Origin of the sequence: Coraliomargarita parva (genome assembly GCF_027257905.1) — a bacterium.
GTDB lineage: Bacteria > Verrucomicrobiota > Verrucomicrobiia > Opitutales > Coraliomargaritaceae > Coraliomargarita_A > Coraliomargarita_A parva.
In genome coordinates this window covers 94,689-118,945 of record NZ_JAPZEI010000003.1, presented here as the reverse complement: position 1 = coordinate 118,945, position 24,257 = coordinate 94,689, and the positions used below count along the sequence as shown (strand labels likewise).

Here is a 24,257-nt window from a genome sequence, read left to right as displayed (position 1 = left end):
TTATCCACTTTCAAAACCATGGAATCCATCAATCTACCGATCACCGCCAGCTATGACGTCATCGTCGTCGGCGGTGGGCCCTCGGGCTCCAACGCCGCGATTGCCGCCGCCCGCGCGGGTCAAAAGGTCCTCTTGATCGAAAAACACGGCTTTCTCGGCGGCTCGCTCACCGCCATGGGCGTCGGCCCGATGATGAGCTTCCACAACCCTGCCGGTGAGCAGGTCGTGCTGGGCCAACCGGAGGAGCTCATTCAACGCATGATGGCCAAGGACGCCAGCCCCGGCCACATCCCGGACAGTGTCACCTATTGCAGCACGGTCACTCCCTTTGAAAGTGAGGCTTTGAAAATCGAGTTGGAGCTGATGCTCCGTGAAGCCGGTGCCGAGATCCTCTACCACACCCATTTTGCAAGCGCCCACAAAGACGAGAATGGGCAGATCGAATCCATCACCGTCTGCAACAAGGCCGGCCTGCAGACTTACGGGGCAAAGGTCTTTGTCGATGCGACCGGAGACGGCGACCTGCTTGCCACGCTCGGGGTCAAATTTGCCAAAGGCCGCGCCGGCGACGAAGCCATGCAGCCGATGACGATGAACCTGAAGATCGGAAACGTCGACATGGCTGCCGTCCGCCGTGATGTGGAAGATAATCCGGATAACTTTGAATTCGATCTCGGCGTCGAAGAAGGTCTCAAACGCCTGCGGGCAACCCCACGCGTCAGCCTGAAAGCCTACCGACATACCTGGGCGGCCGCCAAGGAACGGGGCGAGGTCGATGTGCCGCGCGAGTTTGTTCTCTTCTTTGAAACCGCCACCGCCGGCGTCGTCATCGTCAACACCTCGCGTATCCAAGGTTTGGATGCGACCAATCCCTTCGATCTGAGCAAGGCCGAGACGATCGGCCGCCGGCAAAACCTCCAGATATTCAATTTCCTCAAGCGTCATTGCGCCGGTTTTGAGCATGCCATCATGATGAGCGGCGCGTCACAGATCGGCGTCCGCGAAAGCCGCCGCGCCGAAGGGCTCTACTGCCTGACTGGTGAAGACCTTCTCTCGGGTAAAAACTTCGAGGACCCGATCGCGCTGGGCGGCTATCCGATCGATATCCACTCTCCGGACAAGGTGGAAACCAACTCCCAACATCTGGACGACCACATCCAGTATCAGATCCCCATGCGTTGTCTGCTCGCCGCACAGCCGAGCAATCTCGTCATCGCAGGCCGCTGCATCAGCGCGAATCACGACGCCTTGGCCGCCATTCGCGTGACCCCGATCGCCATGGCCATCGGACAAGCCGCCGGCACCATTGCCGCCGTCTCTGCGCAAACGGCCACACCCGCCAACCAAGTGCCCTATGCCGCCGTCAGGAAGCTGCTCCTAGAAAATGGAGCCAAACTGCCGTAACAAATCGAATTCTGAAATCATATCTGACTCTTACTTATGAAACTCCCACATTCATTCCGCCCTAAAGCAACCACATGTGCCCTCCTGCTCGGACTCGTCGCTCTCGGTGCCACCCAACCCTGCATGGCAGGTGTAAAGCGGAAGCTGGAGATTCCCAGCGAATCCATGGGCAAGCAGATCCCCGCCTTTGCCATTGTTCCGGATTCTTACAAGGAGTCCACCGACACTTACCCGGTGGTCTATCTGCTCCATGGTAAAGGTGGCACCTACTCCCACTGGCAAAACGCCGCACCTCTCACCGATCTGGCTGACCAATACCAGACCATCATCATTTGCCCGGACGGCGACAAGGACAGTTGGTATCTGGACTCTCCGGATCGTGCCGACAGTCAATACATGACCCATATCGTGAAGGAAGTCGTGGACTATGTGGACGCCACACTCCGCACCAAAGCCAGTCGCGAATACCGTGCCATCGCAGGCAACAGCATGGGCGGCCATGGGGCCATGCTTGCCGCACTCAAGCATCCCGATGTATTCGGTGCCGTTGGCAGCATGAGCGGGGTTCTGGACTTGATGCCCTACATCGATTCAAGCCTCGGCGCGAGCATTAGCAAACGGATCGGCGATCAAGCGACCTATCCCGAACGTTGGAAAGAGGCCTCCGTGATTGAGAACCTCGACGGATTGAAAGACGGCGAGCTCGCGATCATTATCGATTGTGGCACCGGAGACCATTTTCTCAGAACCAGCCGTGCCGTCCATGAGGCCCTGAAAAAGGCAAAGATCAACCACATGTATATCGAACGCACCGGCGGGCACACCTGGAGCTACTGGAAGACAGAAATCGAGTATCAGATGCTTTTCTTCCATAAATATTTTGAGAAAGCTAAGACCGTATCGGAATAACAGTTAGGAATTCGCACCGAAGCCATGGATCCAATTAAATACCCACGGGCATCCGCCCTCCTTGATCAGGTAGTCAATCAGGACCTTCTGAACCTGACGACGAATCACTTGATGAGTTGGCAACAGGGTGCCGGAAACTTCGGGGCCTTGCACTTCCATGCATGCTGGGGCAACTCATCCGTGCTACAACGCCGTTACCATGGCCAGACTGTTTCGAAGGCCTATGTCTTAATGAACGGGTTCACCCAGCTCTACGATCACACGAAGGATGATCGCTGGCTCTGGCAGGCAGAAGATCTCGTTGCAAATATTATCAGTCTACAAGCAGCCAGCGGAGGGTTCTTCCACGCATCGGGTCCACATGAACCCACCTACGTGCCGGAGAAAACCTGCCCCATTGCGCAGGCATTTCCCTTGGTTGGCCTACTTGAATATGCCCGTTGGTCGGCGGCGAATCCCAAAACCGTCGAGCGGATCCGCATAACGGTCAAAAAGCACTTGGATTGGTTCGTCAAAGAATGGTGGCTCAAGGGCACCGATTGGTCCGGTCGATTGTCTTCGGGCGGCTTCTGTGGGGTTGCGAACCAAGACCTCGTCGTCGTCGCTGCCATGGCCCGCTACGCGGAAGTTTTCGGTGACGATTTGTATTACCGGAAATACGGCAAGCCCACCTTGGACCTATTGCTCTCCCCCGCCTATTTTCACGAGGCGATCGGCTTGTTTGAACGTGGCGATAAACCGAATTTCACGGAGACCGTCGGCTATCATATCATCGTCCTGAACATGCTGGATGAGATCCATGAAAGCACCGGCGATGCACGCATTCCAGGAATCGTGCGCCGCTCAAAAGAAGCGCTCTTTGATTCGATCTACGAAGGACCTGATAGTCGCCTCTATTTCGCATGGGGTGCGGAAACCGACCCGAACGAAAAAACGAAGATACTCAATTGGATACGCCAACCCTACCTCGTCAGTGAGATGCTACCGCTCTCACAACTTCTTCAAAAGCATCTCGACCTCTATCCGGATGCGAAGAAACAGACACTGCTCCATCGGCTTGAGCAAACCATTCCCGCCTATATTTATGCCGACGGATCGATCCCGTCAGCGCTCAACAACGAAGATCCGCTCTTCATGCTCACAGGCAACTACCTCGGGGTATGGACCTACACCATCAACCGGATGGGTGCGAAGATGAAGAGCCCGCCGGAGCAGCCGATCCCCTGTGTTCATCGCAGTTCCGGCTCAATGACGTGGAAAACAAACCAACAGATGTGGAGTCTTGAGCTGGACGGTGTGCGCCGCTTTGCCGGCCTGAAGATGAATCCGATGGGGGTCGCGATCGGTCCGGACGAGCAGCTCGACGGTGCCGATTTCGAGGCACTCGATCGCCCCGACTGCATCGAAGAAGTTGAATCTCCCTTAAGTTAAGCGGCCTCAGGACTGCCCTGAGCGAACAATAAAAATACCAAAGATGCCCCCAACCACTCGTATCCGATTCTCCCAGCAAATCATTCAAAATCTGGCACTCGCATTCTGTATCATTCAGATGATCGGATGCGCAAACGAACCGGCCAATGCGGTCGCTGACACCAGCCCGGAAAGTCCCCGTATCGGCGATCGTCACCCCGCCACCCATGCGATTTACCCGGAGAGCGCTTTCTATCATAACGGTGGGCGTGTGATCGACGTCACCCAACCGCCCTTCAATGCGAAAGGTGACGGCAAGACCGATGACACGGCAGCGCTGGTCAAGGCCTACGACTTCATTGCCGACACTGTTCGTCAGCGAATCGAAGACGGCGTCTATTGGCCCATCGCCGACATGTATACCATCTATCTCCCGGATGGCGAATACCTTGTCTCCGATACCATCGTCTACTCGGGAGAGGCACTCGCCTACCGAAAGAAATACGCCGTCAGCGAAGGACTGAACCATATCCGCTATCAGGGGGAAAGCCGTGAAGGCACGGTCATCCGCTTGAAAGACCACGCCACAGGATTTGAGGCAGGTGAAGCCAAGCCTATCATCTCCCTCGCCCGAAGAGAGGATAACAATATACAGACCTTTAATTGCATCGAAAACCTCACAATTGACAGCGGCTCCGGTAACCCCGGCGCGATCGCGATTAATTATGCCGGAGCCAACAAGAGCTCGCTTCGTAATTTGCTAATTAAATCCGGCGACGGCCAGGGAGTTGCAGGCATTCGGATTCTCACTAGTCCCTCCATGGGCTATCATGCCGATTTCACCGTCGTAGGATTCAACTACGGCATCTGGATGATCCCCTATCATATGACCCACAACGCCTTCGAGTATGTGACACTCAAAGGTCAAAAAGAAGCCGCCATCACACTAGAGGACGCCACCGCATCACTCCGCGCCATTGATGTAATCGACTGCGAAGGTCCCGCACTGATTCAACGCGGCCCGGGCAGCCAAGTCGCGATTATCGACAGCGCGCTGGGTGGCTTAGAAAAGAGCGTAGCTTCTGCAGCCATCGAGCTAAAGAAAGGCACTATTTTCACAAGAAACATTACGAGCAGTCATTATGTAAATGCGATGCAATCGACTCTCTTTGACGCTCCTACAGGAACCAACATCGACGAGTTCACTTACCCCGCGCCACTGGCGATCCCGGGAACTCTGACAAGCGGCAACCTGCGTTCACTGAATCTACCGATCGAAGACGAACCGCCCGTGCGCTTCCCTGATACGCCTGACGGTTGGGCCGATGTAGATGACTACCTCTCTGAATCCGAAAAGTCGAAGGAAGTGCCGGATTACCGCGAGGCTCTGCAAGCCGCACTGAACAGCGGCAAGGCCTTTGTCCTCTTCGGACGGCAACAGAAATACTACATCAGCGGCCCCGTCACAGTGCCCCCGACCGTGAAAGTGATCAACGGGCTCCATACGATTCTGATTGGTGAGAAAACGAGCAAAAAACCGATCTTCATCATCAAAAATGATGCACCGGATCCACTGACAATCGAGAATATCCAGATCAATCATAACAGCGTCTCCCACCAGGCTCCGAGAACCCTTTGTCTCCGGAATTTCGGGACGCGTGGCAGCAAAGCCTACGTCAATCAAAACTCTGAATCCGGCGTCAAACTCTTCCTTACCAATGCGACCAATCTGGGTAAAGTGGACGGTGGATTCAACAATCAGAAAATCTGGGCCCGATGGATCGATACCGAATCGGGCACGGACACGAACTTCCCCTTTCAGTCTTCCGACGTTTGGGTCTTCGGATTTAAGACGGAAAAGAATCAGATCTGCTTTGCCGCAAAAGACGGCACACGTCTGGAGGTCCTAGGCGGTCAAGCGAATCAGTATTGCCAGGAAAAATTCCTGATCGATGGTTACTCACCAAATCCTGTCTTTCTGGTGGAAGATTCCGAAGCCAGCATCTTCGCGGGCACCAACGGCCCCAGCCGCGACCACTTTGGCTACAAGACCCTGCTCACAGTGAAGGAAGGCAATGAAAGCTGGTCCTACGACAAAGAGGAAGCTCCCAAACGCATCGGTCGCAAAGGACAAGCCTTCCTGCCACTGACTGTGATTCGCCAAGAGTAAGCGATTACAACCAGGTTCCCTCGAGGGCGATCTTCTTTGGCTTTTTGGATAAGCCCAATTCGTTCCGCAAGATGGATTGGTGCAGTAGGCGCACGCCTTCCGCTCCAATCTGCTTCGGGTCCAGATGGATACGCATAATCGTTGAGTCATTGAACTGATTGACGTGGTTAAGCATAACGAAATGACGTGGGTTCCCGTGCCAGTATGAAAGTAGCGATTCGTTAGCCACCAGGACGCCATCCAATTGGTTCGCATCGCACCAAGCCGAAAAGTCGGACTCATTCGTTGGCCATGCCCCATCCAACACCACTTGGTTTCGCAAGCCGACCGCTGCGGCATAGCCCCCTAACCAGCGATGGCCCGTGCGCTTTTCAATAAAGGGATTAACCGCAAAACCGATTCGATAGCATCCACGCTCGCGTAAGATCTGGCAGGCCTGAAACGCACCCTCAAAATAATTCATACAAACCGAGTCCATGTGCGGTTCGTGCATCACCGCACCCAAGGACACCATGGCAAATCGAGACCAATCCCAGTCGGAGAATTTCCATTCTTCAAACGAAGGACCAAACAAAAGTCCCCGCACACCCCGGTTATACAGCATCCGGGCAAGTTGTAATTGTTGCTTGAGATCATGCATCAGAACATGCCGTTCGACACTGTAGCCGTTTAAAATGGCTTCCGCTTTCACTCCTTCGTAAACCACTGCGCTGTATTCGGTCTGGTCACGGTCGAGGAAAGCAAGATTCGACAAACTACTCGCGGGATGACTGGTCGACCGATAGGCCGCCAAAGCGGAAAGCACGGGATCCGGACGATAGCCCAAGGCATTAACAGCCGCTTCAACTTTTGCCACAGTCGCGGGACGAACGACTTGTTTCCCATTCAGCACCCGCGAAACGGTCATGTGACTCACACCCGCCAACGTCGCCACATCATAAATCGTAGGACGCTTGTCACTGTTTGAAGTTTTTTTTGGCACGAATGTTACTGAAAACATTTCACTTCTATTGGCAACGCAATTCATGCGACCATGATTTAAGCGAATATGAAAAACGAACTCCCCGTAAATGTTTCCGGCATCATCCCCGACTATGCACAAGTCGCTGGCTTTGGCCCGCCTCGCAGCGAAATTGGCATCGGCTGTCTGATGCCGTGGCAAGGTAAACTTTACATCCTGAATTACGTCTCCCACCGGCGCGGTATCGGAACAGGACTGCGCGTGGTCGATGAAAATTATCAGATGGCGATGCACGAGAAAGCAGTCGTCGGCACCTATGCCAACCGCTTTGTCCACGGCCCCTCCAACAGGATGATTATCGGTCCACATGTGGTCGACACCGAGCACAATGTCAGCACGGTCGAAGAGCTGGTCGGGATTCGTCTCTGTGGCACCGCCACTCACTTAACCAATCCAAAAGAACTGGTTTATATGCTGGGCATGGAAGGCGAGCTCTATGAACTGAACGTTTATACGCTGGAAGCCACTCACCTCTTCGATCTCACTAAAGAGCTCAACACACCCGGTGAATTTTCCTGTCACTTCAAGGACTGCTACACGGGGCAAGGGCGTCTCGTCGTCACCAACAACGACTACAACGAAGAGGATTATCTAGGTAAGCGCACGGAAGGGACGCTCGCGGAATACGACGGCGAGAAATGGACCGTCATCGAGCGTAAGCCCTTCATTTCAGTCAACGGACTCGGCCATTTCGGTCACACAATTTTTGCCAATGGTTGGGACCGAGCATCCGCCATTCTCAAGGTCTATACGAAGGCGGACGACAAGTGGACCACCTATCGCCTACCGAAAGCCTCCCACACCTACGAACACAAATGGCAGACCGAGTGGCCCCGCATCCGTGCTACGGAGCATGAGCGCCTAATGATGGATCACCACGGCATGTGGTATGAGCTTTCTCCCTACGCTTACGGAAATCGCATCTGGGGGGTGCGGCCGATTTCCACACACTTGTCGGTCCACGCGGATTTCACCTCCTGGAAGGGCATGTTCATTATCGGTGCCGATAATGTCAGTCGCGAAGCCGAAGAAAACGTGCACTGCGCCGAGCCTCAATCCGGCCTCTGGTTCGGAAAAGTCGACGACCTCTGGAATCTAGGCAAGGCCGCTGGCTGGGGCGGTCCCTGGTGGAAGGATGCGGTCAAAGCCAACGAACCTTCCGATCCTTACCTCATGACCGGTTTCGACAAGAAGGTCCTCCACCTCAGCCATGAGTCGGACAGTGAAGTAAGCTTTACAATCGAAGTCGATTTTCTCGGCTGTGGCGAATGGAAGACTTACCAGCAAATCACAGTCCCAGCCAAGGGATACACGCCCCATACCTTTGCAGATGGATTCAGTGCCCATTGGGTGCGCGTCACCGCCGACAAGGACTGCGAAGGAGCCAGTGCCCACTTCATCTACACATAATGATATGCCACTCAGATGTGAAATTTCCAGTTTTCGTAAGCCGCACAGGGCCATGGCATCCATTTAGAATCACACACAGCACTGCACCCTATGAGCACATGAAAAGATTATGATATCGAACACGTATTTTATGTAATGAAACACACTTGTTGATGCACCTAACGAAATTCAAAATGCAAAGCATTGCATGAATTCTAAATCACCCACTCACCTAAATCAAATCCCAGTAAAACCACCCCGAAACTATGAATGCAAAAACATCTCTACTAGCCATCACATCCCTACTCGGCACACTCTCAGTTCAGGCTGAAACGATTGCAGAATACACCTTCGATAGTAACTCGGTGGTTTCGACCGACACATCAACCTATTCGTCAGCAAGCGCATTCCAAACGCTCAATGGCACCTTTACCTCAAATGAAGCACAGGTAACCGCTGATATTACAAGCAACTCCACGAATCCCTCAGATCCACCGGCTTATTTTTCATTTTCCTTTACGGTTCAAAATCTAGATGCGGGAGAGACCTTGGATTTAACAAGTTTAACCTTACTCTTTGCCACAGATTCGGTAACTGCCGATTTGGGCGTCTATACGGATGCAGTCGGATATACGGGAACCGGTGACAAAATCGGGGCTTACACGCATGGTAATACTTCAAGCTACGACTTGGTAACCGTCGATTTAACAGCAACAAACTCAGTCGTTGCCAGTAGCTTAACTGGCCTGACAAATGGTGAAACTATCGATTTCCGATTCACGATTGGAGACAGAGGCAATAACAACGCTTCAAAAATTTATCATATTGATGATGTGAACTTAAGCGGGACCGTATCTGCCATCCCCGAACCCGGCACTTTTGCCCTGCTTGCCGGCGCATCCGCATTGCTCTGGATAGCCATTCGTAAACGCCTTAGTTAGCACCTGTGACATAGAATTCTTCCAGGGCCGCTCCTTTATTCGAGCGGCCTTTTCTATTCATTGTAAATCAGAAGCACTCGAAAAGTTTGAGCTAAATGGCTAAAGTGAAGCTTCAGTGACGTAGTCGCACCGCTTCAGCCGTGCGACCCGAATCGGCGTTGTGGCACCGCTTGCACTTTCGGTCGACCGGCTAAAGCAAGTCGACTACGGCGGACAGGAACGTGGGGCCGATCGTTAATTCGAGGGGCCCTTTACGATTCATGGTAAATCGAAAGCCAGCGCCATAATGCGGTTTACAAAGATCTTGAGCCGAATGTCTAATGTGAAGCTTCAGTGACGTAGTCGCACCGCTTCAGCCGTGCGACCCGAATCGGCGTTGTGGCACCGCTTGCACTTCCGGTCGACCGGCTAAAGCAAGTCGACTACGGCGGACAGGAAAACAGGTCGACTACTGGAGGCCGATCCACTCTTCCGGAGAATGACAAAGTCCGGCTTTTACGGGGTTCATCTGTATATATCTAAGCCAGCGCCGAAACTCATTTTCATTTCGGACCCATCGGTCATACCATCCTTTTTGCCAGACCGGCCCACTTCGCTTCAATGCCCTATTGATATTCTGGGTCGACCTCAGCTTGAACTGTTGGATGGCGGATCTGAAATCTTGAACTTCTTGTGCACGAAAAGGCTCGGTTAGCAAATGCATGTGATTTGGCATGATTGCCCAATTTTTTAATCGCAGGCCGTTTATATCGTAATCTTGCATGAACTCGCTGAATGATAGGCGGACATTGGGTTGATGAAAAAGTGCATTCTCACCACTTTTGTCCAAATAAGCTTCTAAAATCTGGAACGAGCGCCGGTGGTATTTTAGTGCTTCTTCGTTTTGGGCAGTAATGTCTTTTAAGGCATCGTTGATTTCAGCGAGCTTCTGGATGATGGCTTTGGGAAGGCTCCCTTTGCATCGAATGGTGAGGGCATAACAGCCAAAATCGACGACCCAATGTGGTAGCTGATCGTAGTAGCACCCAAGCATTGTTCCGGACCAGCACTCGCTCGGAATATCCGCCCTGTTCGACATTATCACCGAGAATACTACGTTAATTTGCGTTTGCAAGCGTAGTCGCACCGCTTCAGCCGTGCGACCCGAATCGGCGGTGTGACACCGTTTGCACATTCGGTCGACCGGCTAAAGCAAGTCGACTACGGCCAGCAGCTGAGCCGCCACCTGAGTGCTTCATTCGCGTTCCCTCAAAACCAAAGCCGCATACGGCTCCAGCTCGATCAATCCAGTGTAGCCTGTCCCGGTTTCAATATCGGCATACAGGCTAGAACCCAAATCGCAGGAAACCACTTCGTCGTTAAAGTTCATAAGGAACAACAAACGCCGCCCTTCGCTCTCCCGGGTTTGAGCCGAGACACCCTTCGGCAGGCCTGCATTCAGACTATAAGGGATCTCCAGCTGCTTGACCAGATTCCCCAGAAGATCGCTCGTAAAGCGCTCGTCATTCCGGGAGGCAATATACCACGCGGCGCCTTTGCCGTATTCATGCCTCGTCAGTGCCGGAGAACCCGCATAGAAATCCTCGTCATAAACAGCCAGCGCTTCCGCGCCTTCCAGGTGTAAGACGTCCAAATAGTGACGGGCCTCGTAGCTGCCCGAAAGACATTTCGCTTCTGTAAGCGTCTTGATCCTCCGGCGACAAGGATCCGGCAGCGCATCGGATTCCTCGACCCAAATGCCCAGAACCTCACGCAGATGTCCCGGGATACCGCCGGCGATGGCCAGACCTGTTTCGTCCACCACACCCGTCCCGTAAGTCGTCACCAAAGTGCCACCACGCTCGACAAATTCAGCCAGCCTCTGTGCGGAGGACTCTGGAAGTAAGAAAAGCATCGGCACGACCACCAGCTGGTAAGCGCTCCAATCCGCTTTGGCATCGACGACATCGACCGCAACGCCGCGATCCCAGAATGGCTTGTAGTGTGCCAATACCGTCTCCAAGTATTGCTTGATCGTATTATGTTGCGTCCCGGCGGCATCCAGGATCCAGGAGGACTCCCAGTCGAAGACCACAGCGACTTTAGCCGGGGTGGGCATCCCCACGACCGATTCCATTTGCGTCAAGGATTGCCCGAGCGAACTAAGCTCACGGAACATCCGGGTATTGCCATGCCCCACATGATCGATGACTGCAGCATGGAATTGTTCAATGCTCCCCCGCCCTTTGCGCATCTGAAAGTAGCAGACCGAATCCGAGCCGTGGGCGATCGCCTGCATCCCCGCCAGACGCAGCATACCCGGACGCAGCAGGGGTGAGACATCCTTCCAGTTTACCGGACCGGGGGACGCTTCCATCAACAGGAAGGGCTGGCGTTTCAGGCTCCGTGTAAGGTCATGCCGGAAGCCGGCAAAGAGCGAATGATGGCTGGTCAGCGAGTCCGTTTGAGGCGTGTGCCAAGAGGGATAGGCATCCCAGGAAACGACATCGAGTTCTTTGGCAAGCTGATGATAATCGTAATCCAGATGAACGCCCATGAAGTTGGTCGTTACAGGAATCTTCGGAGAGTGACGGCGTAGCGGCTCGACTTCATTACGGATAAAGCTGCGACATTGTTCGGTCATGAAACGCCTCCAGTCGAGCACGAGCCCACAAACCGTCTTGTCGATGGTCTGGATCTGTTCCCAATCGGTGTAGGTGTGGCTCCAGAATCGGCTCCAGTAGGCATCGTTTAAAGCATCCAAACTCTGATACTTCGCCTTCAGCCACTGACGAAAGGCCGCGAAGCATTGGTCGCAATAGCAATAGCCACTGAACTCATTGGAGATATGCCAGAGGATCAGTGCCTCACGGTCTCCGTAGCGAGCCGCCAACTGTTCATTCATCGCACGCACCTTCTCACGATAGACCGGTGAAGTCAGGCAGTGGTTGTGACGCCTCCCCTGCACTTCATGCTGCCCCGTTTCAGTCACGCGCCGGATCTCCGGATACTTCAAAGCCATCCAGTTCGGTTTGCCGCCGCTCGGCGTCGCGAGAATGATATGCATGTTCTGGCGCTCGGCACGATCGAAAATATCATCCATCCATCCGAACTCATAACGCCCCTCTTCCGGCTCCAAGCTCGCCCAGGAAAAAACTCCCAGCGTCAGGGTATTGATACGGGCCTTTTCGAAGAGCTCAAAGTCCCGATCAATCACATCCGGTTGGCTCAACCATTGATCGGGATTATAGTCTCCTCCGAATAATATTTGCTCACGAGGCTTCATCTAAAAACAGGTTAAAGGACGGCACAGAAAATCCGATCACAATCGGGAACACATTCAAAAGAAATCAACTTAAGCACCCACCAAGGTTTCGCTTTTCTTCTCCAGCCCATGGTCCGGTGCCGCCATGTCTTTAGCTGGGATTCGGGCACAGACGCTCGACCACGATGCACCCTCGCTAGGGCTGAAGGTGAGCGGCAGCACAGTGTCCAATGCTTCCATGCTATACAGACGAAGCTCATTGTCCCCTCCCCAGGTGGCATGTCCCGTCCAACGAATGCCACAAACCGCTTTGCCGACGGCCAAGACCCAGAGTCGCCGCGCATTCGCCTCCTCTTTGCGCAAAACCTCCCACTCGCCCGATTCGGTGAGAACCTCCACCGTGAATGCCTTTACCATGCTATTGGGAACTTTCAACTTGGGTTCATCAAATCCGTATTGGGACGGCATTCGCTTTCTGAGAGTCAAATCGCTATCAAATACCAGTCGTAGGCATTCGACCGTTTCGGGTTGATTCCATGCCAACTCAACAGAGCTGCCCACAGCTGCGCTCCAATAATGCTTCCCATGGTCTGCATCCCGTTCATGGCCGTCCATGAGCACAGTCGCATCAGAACCATCCGAAGTTGTGCAGGTCCCATTCTGCGTCAGCCCGGAAGATCGGCGGGGCAAGTCGGGCAGCCAACAATCGTCCTCCATCAAATGCCATTGCACCGTTTGGATATTCTCCTTGGAGAGCTCGGCCGGCATCAAGCCGAGCTGCGTGCACAGCGCCGCCGCAGTGCCCACGGCCTGCCCCATGATCGCACAGGTGCCCATAACCCGGGTCGAGGACAGAGCCACATGCGTCGCAGAAATATTCCGACCGGCACAGAACAGATTTTCCACATTCCTGGAATACAGCGATCGCAGAGGAATCCCATACGGCGAAGGACAGGGATGAAAAATCGTGGCTGCACCCGGATAATAAAGCCCGGCCGGATGATGGTCGTCCATCTTCCATCCACCATACGCCACGATATCCTCAAATTGACCTTCAGACTCCAAATCCATCTGCGTCAACATGTGTGGCCCGACGTAGCGGCGATTCTCCCGCTTGCCCGGGAGTGAGCCCATCCATTTGAGCCGCCAGTTTTTCAATTTCTCTGCCTGAGGCCCACGGTTCTTCATGTAGTCCCACACACCCCAGGCTGCCTTGACCAGCTCGTCGTAAATCGCTTCCGCATCATCGATCGTATTCTGGAGACCACCGATTTCCAGCCACCAGAAATTCTGCCCGAACCCGGAACCGATTCTGGAAGGTAAATTCGACGCATCATCAAACTGGTAGGCCCATTCCGGGGGTGTGAATGGTTGCGCTTCCGCCGTCTCTTCCAGTTGCAGCAAAATCGAATTCCCCATCGTCTTCAGATCCGCCTTTAAGGGCGCGATGGGCTCGCCCGTAGCTTCCCGGCTTTCCCGACCCACGACCACATCCGCCCCCGAGAGCGGTGCGAGAATCGAGTCCCCGGAACAATCGATAAAATAGCTCGCCTCAATGGTATGCCAAGTCTGGGTCGTGAGCTGCCAGGCATTCACTTTGGTAATACGCGAACCCTCCATCTCCAAGTCATTGCAACTGCAGTTGAGCAAGGTCGTCAGCCCCGGTGTCATCGCAGCAAATTCATACAGGACCGAATCCCAGACCGAGTAACAGCCTCCGGGATTGCGCTTCATATTGAGCAACATGATCTCTTCGAGAATCCCGGTCTCCTTCCGGTGATAGCCCAATGCTCCACAAATCCACATTCGCACCTCCGAAGAGGCATTCCCCCCCAGCACCGGGCGATCGTGAATCAAGACGACACTGGCCCCGCGCCGCGCCGCCGCAACCGCAGCTACCAGTCCTGCCATACCACCGCCAACAACACAGAGGTCGGCAGCAAAATGCTTCGAATTCAAATTGGGGTTCATACATTCAAGTATGCAACAGAGTCGATTTCAGCTTCAAGTCGGCATGATGACATAAATTACATATTTTATGTCATAAATTCACCAGACCATTGACACGCATTTTGCGTAAGACAGTGTGCAGACCTATACTTGAGACATCTTTGCTGAAATTCACCAGCTCGTCTTCGTCACGATCATGACCTCATCACTTCCAAGTATGCGACTCGACCAATGGATCACGCTGCGCATGCAACTGATCTGGGCCTATGAGAAGCGGATGAAGCATACGGAAGAATTTTACGAAACACGAAATAACTTCCAAACCGCACTTCTCGTCAAAAAAGGATGGGCGGAGGCCGGTCAGAGCAAAGCCTCCGTCAAACGAGCCAGAAAGGGACAATGGCTCGTTCTCCGCCAGGGCAAGCGCCTCCAGCGTTTCAGTCCCAACTGTGAGATCCTCTCGATCGGATTTCGTTTTCAATTTCCGACCGGTGATGCCGTTTACGACGAAGGCTACCCTCTTTGCTTTGAAAGCCATCTATCTCCCGAATTTAACGAAGCAGCGCTAAAGGTCCTGGAAGAAGTCAGACTGCACATCGGGGATGGCTATTACCTACGCCAGCAAGAGATGGATATGGAGCATTTCCTGATGTCACAAAATGCACTCCGAGTCTTCCTCATAGAACTCGCGAAAGTCTTTCATTCGCATGAAATGCCGCCACAAACAGGGATCCAAGAGAATCCACTGGTCAGCCAGGCCTTGGTCACCATTGATGAGGCAATCAATGCGCCCGATAAAAAAATAAAGACCTCGGACATTGCGCGTCGCATGCAATTAAGCACGTCACATCTGGATCGTTTGATGGTCTCCGGAACTGGCCGCACCATCCACCAACAGATTGAGGCCCGAAAACTACAACTCGCCCAGGATGCATTAATTGCCGATCACAGCAGCCTGAAAACAATCGCCTACGATCTCGGATTTTCCTCCCCCTCTCACTTCAACTACTGGTTCAAGCAGCGTGAAGGCGTCACTCCATTGGCGTATCGGCAGCAGCAGAGAGTCCACGATTGATCGCGTCCGATCAAATCAAAGACAAGCGCGCTGATACCGTTTCAAGCCTCAAGAGGAACGGCGGCGCAAGATAACAAAGCCCAGCGCAGAAACCGACTAGCTCAAATCATCCGGGTCGATCACCCGGAAAGAAACAATCCGGAACTTACGACCAAAGAGTTGATTCACATCCGACAGGTCACTGGCGTCTTCCTCGTTGTCGTCACTGCCATCGACATAATCCGGCGTGCGTTGCACGATGGCTTCCACATAGACGCGAGATTGGACGCTACCGTCAAAGCCGAGACTGTCGCCATAAGCCCGGATGGTGAAGGTGTCGCTTCGCGCCGAAAGCAATGGACCGAGGGGCGTCAACAAGTCCGCTTGATCGACATAACCGGGTGCGGCCACGGACTTCACCCCGGCTTCCGCTTCAGGAAAGGGAAAATTGTCAGACTGTGCTTCGCCGAGCGTTAGCGAACGAGTGCCTTGACGATAAGCCTGGTTGATGGAAACAGAAGCATCATCCAGCGCGGATTGAAGCGCACCGGAGACGGCTACATAAACATCGGTCGAGATCCGGCGATTGATGAAGTCGGCTAAGGAAAGGAAGGGACCACGAAGCCTAACTTGTTCAACAATCGCTTCAGCCAGTTCCTCAAGCTGATCATCCGTCAGGGTGCGAAAGCCAAGCCATTGGTCGGGATCATTACGAAATGCCTCAGTTAGCGTAGAGGGATCAATCTCACCCCCACTCGCTGTCACAGATGCCGGCACAACAGCATTACTGCTTTGCGTTAAAGTCACATTCGCGCTAGTCGCATCAGCGGAGCGCACAGGCATCGACATGTCCTTGAGCCCACCGAGCAAAGCCTTCCAGGCCGCAACCGAAGTTGAATTCACATTGAACATACCATCTACCAGCAAGTTGGCTCCCACCTTCTTGTAGGCATCGGCCCGGGGTTTCCCTGATGCAAATAGTTGAGAAACAGTTTGCCCCGGGTCTTCGGGATCTTCCAACCAAGCAAGCATGCGGGAATTGGGTAGCGGAACACTATCCTGACTATTAAGACCGACAAAGTCTTCAAACCGGTCTAACTGCTCCTGATATGCCGTAGTCGAGTCTTTGTAGACTGGAACGGTCACTGGATCAATGGAAGAAAAGAAATAGTCGTCCCAAAGCACTTCATTCACCAGATAGGAATGATCCGCGTATGTGATCCCCTGATCCTCTGCGTAAGTCGTATTCGCGGCAATGACGGATGGTGCAAAGGAATTTCCGATCGCTTGCATGATGAAAGGCTGTAAGCTACCTTTCCTCTTCGACGTTGTTCCACCATCCGGGATAAAGTTTTGAGCAGCCCCAAGCGAGTGAATCGGAGATTCGGCAACCGTGTAAGCAGTAAAATGAGTCACGCCATCATATGAACCGTAAGAGGCACCGAAATAGCCCAAACCTTCAGGTGTCAGTTCAACCGCCTCGCTCATATCACTCAGCCTACGCATGCCAATTTGCAAAGATGAAGCCCTCTGCATATTGTCCTGCAAGTCGTAAATAGTAAGTTGAGGCGTGGAAGGGTTGAAACGCAGTAAGCTCCGCCCAGTCCGGCGGGCACCTGGTTCGAGGTCAAATTCAGGATCAACTTCCGTCTTAACTCCAAAGGAAAAATCAGCCAAAGCCCATTTGTATGGCTTATTCGTAAGAGTATCGACATAAGAAAGTTCTTCTACGGTATGCGAAATATTTACATCATTCGCAATCGTTGGAAATACATCCGGAAACTGAGTCGCATTGATCGAAACGGGTTTCGAGGCAATGCTATGTGAACCGTAATTCTGAAAATCCGGCGTATTCGGCTTCGTTTGGTTCCAGCCGATCACAGTGCCCGTGAGCACAAGGGCATAATATAAATTCGAAGTATTCGGAAACAGACTATAAGTCAAAACCTGCGTGCCATCACGTGAGGCCTCTGGAGCGTAATCAAGGGCAGGCGTCTTGTATCCGGAACCGTCTTCCCAACCGATCGATGCATTGAAAATCTCATGCTTATCAAAAGCTTTCATGGATTCCATCGGAGTATTGAAGCCCTGAGATTGAATTTGAACTTCACCCGGGCGCATGACCAAATCCTGCGCTCTTCCAACCCGGGCATAGAAGAAATTGACCGTGTATAGGTCCTTGAAATTAAAGTATTTGGGGGCACCGTCGACGTAGAGCGTCAATGTATAGGGAGGGCGCCAAACTTTAAATGTAGTGGCCGTGCTGCTTGGAATCTGTAGCCCGATGTTACTCGGATTCCAAATCGTGAAAATGGGGTCGCAGACAAGGTGAAGATTGTAAGTCTCCGGCGAATCGGCTGTCGCGGCCACCGTTGTCGCGGTCAGGGAGTAGACTAAATCGGTTTTCAATACCGTGAAATGCTTATAAGCCAGGAAGGGATCATCCGCAGCGTCAGCTGGGGTCGCTTCCGCCACGAAAAAAGGTGTGCCGGCAGCAATTGCTCCACCGTCTTCGTGTGCTGGTGGAGAATTCAGATACTGTATTTCCCCCCACACATTAAAGTCACGCCACATTTCGAACCAAGTAAAGCCATCTTCACCATTGGCCGTATACAGAGGGTCATCAACATCGCCCAGACCTTCATACAAAACCAGAACATCATTCAAATCATCCAAGGGCTGCTGTAACAACAGGCTCAGGTCCTTGCGAAAGCCCCCCGAGCGAACATTGGTTAAGAGCCCTTCGGCAAATAGCGAATAATCGTGGCGGTATGGGGTGGTGGCCCAATCAAGACTTGCATTAGCCACACTAAACTGCGCATCACTCGACAACTTGGCGACATCTTCTGCGTCGATTCCGGCTCCGAGTAGAAACTCGTGATTCGCACGGGGAAGCGATTCCAGCTGATCCATCGCTTCCTCCTGATTCGTGGCAGCCACCAAAGGATTCCCCAGCTTGGCTTTGATATTTTCATCACCGACCCACCAAGCATAGTTTCCAGTATCCTCAATGGACTCCACTCCGGCTTCAACCTTCTCCGAGACCGTTCCACTGGAATCGGATTCAGACGGCACCAAAGTCACAAGCGAGCTCGCCAGATCCGCGCCATTCTCAACTGACTGGACATCGGACACAACCGACTCGCTTCCCGAGAGCAGCCAACGCTCGAAATTCGGCGACGGACGTGTCGCGCTCGTATCCGGCCAGGCATCATAAACTCCAGTCCAATGCTTGCGTGCACTGGTATCATCGTCAGTCAGACGCTGCCCTCCCGGGGCACTGATTCTCTGATCCGGCCCGAGCGACTTCTGCAGCTCACCTAAACCAACCAAGATTCCAAGTCGGGCGTTCTGCTCGGCATGAAGCTTTTGAAGCGCCACATGGGCACTACTCGTTTCGACCTTCACCAGACTGACCATGCTGAGGAGCAGCAATAAAATGAGTGCCATTAAGCTGAGACTTACCACCAAGGCAAAGCCTGCGCTTCTTCTTCCTGACAATGTAGAATGACTCATACGCGTTAAATTCATTTCATTCCCCGGAGACCAATAAACTCGTTGATCGAACGGTAATCGATGCGCCCATTATTTGAGTTTCTAAATATGAAATAATAGGAACGGACTCCTTGCTGATATGTCCTGCGGCGGCTACAAAAGACTTTAGCACCTCCACCCGAAACCGGTTCATACATGCGCAGCCCAAACCATGGCTTATCCTCATATTCCGGAGCCTCGGCAATGACCGGGTCAAGTGGCTGCACAATCGTCACCTCCTCATTGAATTGTGCCGCAATCGGCACATCAAGCGTGTTGAAAAACAAGAGCGCCCCACCTTGAAAATGCTCCAATGACGCATTGATCAGATAAGGCTTCAAAAGCTTTGCTCCTGGGACAAGTAGAACCACAAACTCGTCGCTGGACGCCTCAATCTGAATCGATGACACAAGGCGAAAGCCATCTTTCGAAGCGGAATCCTTCAACCACATGTATAATGCCTTGCCCTTGCATGGTAACGCCTGACTCAAGCCACGCGCGCCAACGAGAACAGGCCCCGATGGAGGTAGCACCCCACCCGACTCGCTATCAATCTCCAGCTCCGGCTTCTCGCTGTAATAAAGTTCCAGATTCTGCGCCTTTTCGGTCAGCAATAACATGCGAACCGTAGTCGCACCCCCTTCAGACTCAGGCTGCTGAACAGCCTGTCCCCACAAACAGATCGGCGCCAGCCAAAGGCCCGCGAGAATCAATAAAATCACTCGCGCTACCAGAGTGGAAGCAATGGGAACAAATGTGCGTCGTGGGAAAACCGTCAGAATCATAGTAGATAAATGTGCAAAGCAGACAATCTAGGGCAATGTGTTTGAGCAGGAACAAAAGGGATAAGGTAGTTAACCCACACAAAATGTAATGCATTTCATACTACTCAAGACATCTCGGCCGTCAAGTGCGGATACTGAGAAGGAGGAGAATCGAGCATATATATGATTCGAACAGTTCAAGACGATCGCAAGAACTGAGCGGTTTTCCCTATAAAATAAAAAACCATAGACTTAGGACATCCGGTCTCAGGGGTGGTCGATGTCCAAGTATTCAATCCGAATATCGCCGTCTTTATTGTCCGAACGGATTTTCTTATCAATCCAGACCTTTTCCCCGGCGACAGCTTCAAAAGTGTTTTCCTTCACGACAAAGGAAGTGAAGCCCTGCGGTCCCCAGACCATATTCCGTCCGAAGGTGACATGAACCGCTTGGTGCGGAATCTCCTTGAAGGTATTTTCGTAGATTTTGACCCGGCCACGATCCCCCCGGCGCAACGGAGTTGAAAAGAGGATGGCCGAATGCACGGCATGCTGGCCACAGGACTCAAAGAGGTTGTCATGCACATTCAGCTCGTTCATCGCCCAGCCCATGGCCGGTTGGTAAACATAGAGCCCAGACAGGAAGGTGTTCCGGATTTGGTTATCTGCGACTTCCACCTTCCCGGAGATCACCGTCAGACCGGCCCCCTCGGTCGTCCCATCGATCTGATTCCCACGGAGCACGACGTAGTCACTGTCACGCAGGATCGAACCACTGTAACCCACGTGAATGCCGCTATCACGGATATTACGAATGTCATTTTCTAAAACTTTAACCCAGCAGGACGCCTCAACGCGGATGCCATACTGCTTCGAACCCCGGATCTCACAGTCCCGGACCACCGCCTGATTGCAGGTATCCAACTGGATCGCCGGTCCATTGCCACCTTGCGTATGGATCTCCTCGGCCCAGACGCCGCGGCAGCCGGAAAAATCGAGTAAAGCACGGTTCCGACGAAGCATAACTGAGTGAGAAGCCTGCAAGGCGATGCCACAGACGGCCACATCCTCACAGGCAACAAAACGCAGGCCCTGATGCTCCAGGCTGTCGAAAACAAGCAAGCTGCCAGCTCCCTCCCCCATCACACGCACATTTCGACGTTCGGCGACAAGAAGATGATGTCGGATTGCAGTAAATTCGAATGTGTCCTCCCCCTCGACTGGAGCGATACGGTAGGTGCCCTTCGGTATAAAAACAGTGCCCCCGGACTCCGGCAGCGCATCGATCGCCTTTTGGATGGCGGCACAATCATTGGACTGGCCATCGCCCACCGCACCAAAATCGCGGACATTCAAAGTAAGCTCACTGTCCGATGCAGGTCTTTCCGGCATCGGCCGGTCCGCAACAGCTCCGGTCGGCACACGGGCGAAGGCATAGACATCACGATATTCTCCCGAATCCGCATCCACTTGTTCCAGAGATGCCTCCACCGCGCTCTGCGCATCGGCATCACCACTCAGATGATCCAATTGTGCCTCGTTGGAAATCCGATTGTGGGCGGCTTGAAGATTATGAAATTCACCACGGACGACGAGGTCCGATGCGTTCGCAATCATGGTGTTATTGCGAAAGGTCAGATCGGAGCAGAGAGGCCCGTCGCCTCCATCCTGCCCCATGCCAAACACTACTCCCCCGTTCCGGCCACCTTCAATCCGGTTGCCCTCAAAGAGGACATTCTCCAGCTTACCGAAGTAAACCCCATGTGTCTCCGCACCATAGATTTTATTGTTCGTGACGACGCCATCCTTACCCGAAAATTTTAACACTGAGGAAAATTCGGGCTGAGTGTAATGGCTCCGGGGGTTGTCTGCGCGCGCCGCCAGGCCACAGCGAACCAGCGTATTGTCCTTGATGATAAAATCATTCGGATAATCGCCCCAAGAGGTGATCCCACTCCCAAAGGTGCGTTCATACCAATTGCCCTCGATTCGGATATCCGATCCTCCGAAAATAAAGCCACGCCCAAAGGCAGGCCCGAGCGAGGTATTGTAGAGCAAATTCAAATCCGTAATCCGCTCGTGCCCTAATTTGCGGAAATAGATCATTGAGCCATTGTCATCCATCGGCTCCTCCATGTGGGTGTAGGCCATGGTCACATGATTGCTCGCATCGAACTTGATACTGTCCGCCCGCGTATTCCGCACATCACAATCGACCACCCAAATGTTTTCACCGTGCCAAAAGCCGATCCCAAGCTCTCCCTGGTCGACATAGACGCCAGTCAACTGAATGTCATGGCATTTCGTCGCACGAAAGGAGGATCCCATTTTGATATCCCCGCCCCGACGCTGCCGGAAAAAGGGCGATTGGGTGATCGACAAATCCCGCAGCGACACATTTTTCGCTTTGTCCAGCGAGAAGCCGGCGACATGAAGAGCATATTGATCTCGGTCACCGGCAAAATCAAACTCGAGGACCGTCTCCATGCCTTCGCCAACAAAGTGAATATCCTCCAAACGCGAATGTTTCAAGGCCGGCCAAATACTGCCCAGTTTCGGACGCCCGTAGTCCATCACCGTCGCAGTCGGGTCCTCCTTGTCATGGCGGAACAGATAGTGCCCCTTCGGAATGAAGATCACACCGCCACCCTGCGCCTGAAGCTGTTCCACCGCCTGGTCGAAGAATGGATTCGAAATCTGTTCCCCATCTCCAAGCGCACCCAGCTCCTTCACATTCACGACCGGCATCGCCTCGTAGTTGATATGCGGCATCGCCTCCAAACCGGGACGCTCATAAAAGGTATCCGGAAGATTCTTGACCTGATCAGCCAAGATCGACCCCGTCAGCACATGAGTGCCAGCCAGCAGAGTGCAAAAGATTTTCAGCAAAGATTCGGAGCCAAGGAACTTCATCGGAATCCCCTGATCATTCAATCACAACGCCTTGGTTCGCGCCGTCCTTGTCCTTGAGTTCCCCCTTCTTCTTATCCGGAAGCTCGGTCGCTTTCACACTGAGAACATGGACTTGGGAGAGGTCCCCCGAAATAATTTGCGGACGTGGCCCCACAGTCAGTTTGCCCAATGTCGGATCGATGCTCCCATAGCGGGTTTTCAATTGGCCCCAGACCAACTCATAAGGGCCCATGCCAGCGATTTGGACCTGCAAAGGCTTTGAGGTATCTCCTTCGTTCTGAAGTTGCACACCATAGTAGCCAGTGACCGGACTGTTATAACGCTCGTCACGAAAACCCAACTTCTCACGACTCCAAGCAGCCCACTTCTCTGAGCCGTCCTGAGCCTTAAAACGCAGGATATATACATTCGGATTCGAAGTTTCAACCCGTCCCAGATATTCGCCATTGCTCACGAGCTCGGACACATCGGCCAGCGAAAAATAGGCCGGGCGCGGACTGCCGGAACCATGCGAAATGCCAAAGACATCGTTGGCCATATTGAAATACCACAGGCCCTTGATCTCAGGGATCGTGCGAGACAGAAGCACCAAGCGTGCGATATGATCCGCTTGGACGTAGTGGTCAACCCCAGCACCGGAATGCGTGAACCAGCCGACTTCAGTCACATACATCGGGACGGGCTGGCCATTATTGTAATCCTTCGCATAGCGATCCTGCAGCTCACGCATCCAGCGAATCCAGAGCTCCGGATCTTCCACCGCCTTCACATAAGTGTGCATCGCAAGCCCGTCACAATTTTGAATCAAGCCATACGACAAGACCTCATCGAACCAGCCACGCATTAATTCCCAAGGGTTCTTACTATTCAAGTCCGGCTTGCCGGAGTGGACCGAGAACATGGCGTGTCCCCCAGCCAGAAAGGTCACGTCCGGATAGGCCTTCTTGAGCACTGGATAAACCGATGCCACGAAGTCTGCATAAAGTTTGGGATCGGGACGCTTACGCGGCTCGCCCTTCTTCCGCGGAACACCGAGCCCCATATCCCATTCATTCCAAAGCTCGAATGTGTGCACCCGTCCCTTGAAGTGTTCGATCAGGAACATGGCATAACGGATGTAGCCCGCTTGCGCCTCTTCGGAAAGCGGGTAACCGCCCTCGTCATAGAACGGATTGCCATAGCTCAAAATGATCAGCGGATCGATCCCCTTCGCCAAAGCCGTGTTGACCATCTCATCCGCATAGCTGGGCACCTTTAAGACGCCTTTCTCTTTTTCGACTTCCTTCCAGTAAATCTCGTCACGAAACGACATGATCCCGGCGTCTTTCAACCGTTGCGTCGTCGATTCGATACTGTAACCTTGAAACTGCTTTCCCATGTGCGTCACCACACCTAGCTTGAAGACTGGTGCGGTCGAATCAGCATCCGATGTCGCGCCGACTTCTTCAGCATGCAGCGTAAAATGAGAGAGGAGCGATAAGCTAAGGCCAAAAGCGACCTGCTTCAGAAGGTTCAATCGAGGTATTGTCATGTGGAATCAGGGCTCAGCATGCA

At 53.1% G+C, this 24,257-nt stretch carries 15 protein-coding genes; 7 read left to right on the top strand and 8 right to left on the bottom strand.

Going from position 1 to position 24,257, the window contains the following annotated elements:
- Positions 1–18: 18 nt before the first annotated feature.
- The 4 genes from O2597_RS05000 to O2597_RS04985 are packed head-to-tail and all read left to right on the top strand — an operon-like array spanning position 19 to position 5,893.
- A complete protein-coding gene (locus O2597_RS05000) occupies positions 19–1,404 on the top strand; it encodes an FAD-dependent oxidoreductase (RefSeq protein WP_269523100.1) in 1,386 nt (461 codons plus the stop codon).
- A gap of 36 nt (positions 1,405–1,440) precedes the next feature.
- Positions 1,441–2,313 carry an alpha/beta hydrolase gene (locus tag O2597_RS04995; RefSeq protein WP_269523099.1) on the top strand — a complete coding sequence of 291 codons (873 nt, stop codon included), beginning with the start codon at positions 1,441–1,443 and terminating at the stop codon, positions 2,311–2,313.
- 24 nt (positions 2,314–2,337) lie between these two features.
- The gene (locus O2597_RS04990) at positions 2,338–3,744 is read left to right on the top strand and encodes a hypothetical protein (RefSeq protein WP_269523098.1); all 1,407 of its coding nucleotides are present in this window, start codon (positions 2,338–2,340) and stop codon (positions 3,742–3,744) included.
- 43 nt (positions 3,745–3,787) lie between these two features.
- Entirely contained in the window at positions 3,788–5,893 is a 2,106-nt protein-coding gene (locus O2597_RS04985) for a glycosyl hydrolase family 28-related protein (protein WP_269523097.1), read from the top strand.
- Between the two features lie 4 nt (positions 5,894–5,897).
- Here the strand turns inward: O2597_RS04985 and O2597_RS04980 are convergent, their stop codons facing one another.
- Positions 5,898–6,920: a LacI family DNA-binding transcriptional regulator gene (locus O2597_RS04980; protein WP_269523096.1), complete on the bottom strand. Its 1,023-nt coding sequence runs from the start codon at positions 6,918–6,920 to the stop codon at positions 5,898–5,900.
- Positions 6,921–6,941: 21 nt separating this feature from the next.
- Between O2597_RS04980 and O2597_RS04975 the strand changes: the two genes are divergently transcribed.
- Entirely contained in the window at positions 6,942–8,324 is a 1,383-nt protein-coding gene (locus O2597_RS04975; protein ID WP_269523095.1) for a hypothetical protein, read from the top strand.
- 245 nt (positions 8,325–8,569) lie between these two features.
- Positions 8,570–9,244: a hypothetical protein gene (locus O2597_RS04970; RefSeq protein ID WP_269523094.1), complete on the top strand. Its 675-nt coding sequence runs from the start codon at positions 8,570–8,572 to the stop codon at positions 9,242–9,244.
- A gap of 448 nt (positions 9,245–9,692) precedes the next feature.
- Here O2597_RS04970 and O2597_RS04965 read toward each other — a convergent pair whose 3' ends face one another.
- The 3 genes from O2597_RS04965 to O2597_RS04955 form a co-directional block, all read right to left on the bottom strand.
- On the bottom strand, positions 9,693–10,358 hold the full coding sequence (locus tag O2597_RS04965) for an REP-associated tyrosine transposase (RefSeq protein WP_269523093.1): 666 nt from the start codon (positions 10,356–10,358) through the stop codon (positions 9,693–9,695).
- 120 nt (positions 10,359–10,478) lie between these two features.
- Positions 10,479–12,509 carry a beta-galactosidase gene (locus O2597_RS04960; RefSeq protein ID WP_269523092.1) on the bottom strand — a complete coding sequence of 677 codons (2,031 nt, stop codon included), beginning with the start codon at positions 12,507–12,509 and terminating at the stop codon, positions 10,479–10,481.
- Positions 12,510–12,578: 69 nt separating this feature from the next.
- Positions 12,579–14,459: an FAD-dependent oxidoreductase gene (locus O2597_RS04955; protein ID WP_269523091.1), complete on the bottom strand. Its 1,881-nt coding sequence runs from the start codon at positions 14,457–14,459 to the stop codon at positions 12,579–12,581.
- Between the two features lie 196 nt (positions 14,460–14,655).
- On the opposite strand from O2597_RS04955, the gene O2597_RS04950 reads away from it, so the two are divergent.
- Positions 14,656–15,513, top strand: coding sequence for a helix-turn-helix transcriptional regulator (locus O2597_RS04950; RefSeq protein WP_269523090.1), 858 nt, complete (start codon positions 14,656–14,658; stop codon positions 15,511–15,513).
- A 96-nt stretch (positions 15,514–15,609) separates the two neighbouring features.
- Here the strand turns inward: O2597_RS04950 and O2597_RS04945 are convergent, their stop codons facing one another.
- The 4 genes from O2597_RS04945 to O2597_RS04930 all read right to left on the bottom strand — a co-directional run bounded on the left by O2597_RS04945 (position 15,610) and on the right by O2597_RS04930 (position 24,234).
- The gene (locus O2597_RS04945) at positions 15,610–18,627 is read right to left on the bottom strand and encodes a helix-hairpin-helix domain-containing protein (RefSeq protein ID WP_269523089.1); all 3,018 of its coding nucleotides are present in this window, start codon (positions 18,625–18,627) and stop codon (positions 15,610–15,612) included.
- 392 nt (positions 18,628–19,019) lie between these two features.
- Complete coding sequence (locus O2597_RS04940; protein WP_269523088.1) at positions 19,020–19,811, bottom strand: hypothetical protein; 792 nt, start codon at positions 19,809–19,811, stop codon at positions 19,020–19,022.
- A gap of 246 nt (positions 19,812–20,057) precedes the next feature.
- The gene (locus O2597_RS04935) at positions 20,058–22,703 is read right to left on the bottom strand and encodes a right-handed parallel beta-helix repeat-containing protein (protein WP_269523087.1); all 2,646 of its coding nucleotides are present in this window, start codon (positions 22,701–22,703) and stop codon (positions 20,058–20,060) included.
- A gap of 13 nt (positions 22,704–22,716) precedes the next feature.
- A complete protein-coding gene (locus O2597_RS04930) occupies positions 22,717–24,234 on the bottom strand; it encodes a hypothetical protein (RefSeq protein WP_269523086.1) in 1,518 nt (505 codons plus the stop codon).
- Positions 24,235–24,257 lie beyond the last annotated feature (23 nt).

What these genes read in the sequence shown, in the direction of transcription:
- O2597_RS04985 (WP_269523097.1), top strand. Translation starts at nt 3,788, where the DNA reads ATGCCCCCAACCACTCGTATCCGATTCTCCCAGCAAATCATTCAAAAT.
- O2597_RS04980 (WP_269523096.1), bottom strand. Translation starts at nt 6,920, where the DNA reads ATGAATTGCGTTGCCAATAGAAGTGAAATGTTTTCAGTAACATTCGTG.
- O2597_RS04930 (WP_269523086.1), bottom strand. Translation starts at nt 24,234, where the DNA reads ATGACAATACCTCGATTGAACCTTCTGAAGCAGGTCGCTTTTGGCCTT.
- O2597_RS04995 (WP_269523099.1), top strand. Translation starts at nt 1,441, where the DNA reads ATGAAACTCCCACATTCATTCCGCCCTAAAGCAACCACATGTGCCCTC.
- O2597_RS04970 (WP_269523094.1), top strand. Translation starts at nt 8,570, where the DNA reads ATGAATGCAAAAACATCTCTACTAGCCATCACATCCCTACTCGGCACA.
- O2597_RS04990 (WP_269523098.1), top strand. Translation starts at nt 2,338, where the DNA reads ATGGATCCAATTAAATACCCACGGGCATCCGCCCTCCTTGATCAGGTA.
- O2597_RS04950 (WP_269523090.1), top strand. Translation starts at nt 14,656, where the DNA reads ATGCGACTCGACCAATGGATCACGCTGCGCATGCAACTGATCTGGGCC.
- O2597_RS04960 (WP_269523092.1), bottom strand. Translation starts at nt 12,509, where the DNA reads ATGAAGCCTCGTGAGCAAATATTATTCGGAGGAGACTATAATCCCGAT.
- O2597_RS04955 (WP_269523091.1), bottom strand. Translation starts at nt 14,459, where the DNA reads ATGAACCCCAATTTGAATTCGAAGCATTTTGCTGCCGACCTCTGTGTT.
- O2597_RS04935 (WP_269523087.1), bottom strand. Translation starts at nt 22,703, where the DNA reads ATGAAGTTCCTTGGCTCCGAATCTTTGCTGAAAATCTTTTGCACTCTG.
- O2597_RS04940 (WP_269523088.1), bottom strand. Translation starts at nt 19,811, where the DNA reads ATGATTCTGACGGTTTTCCCACGACGCACATTTGTTCCCATTGCTTCC.
- O2597_RS05000 (WP_269523100.1), top strand. Translation starts at nt 19, where the DNA reads ATGGAATCCATCAATCTACCGATCACCGCCAGCTATGACGTCATCGTC.
- O2597_RS04975 (WP_269523095.1), top strand. Translation starts at nt 6,942, where the DNA reads ATGAAAAACGAACTCCCCGTAAATGTTTCCGGCATCATCCCCGACTAT.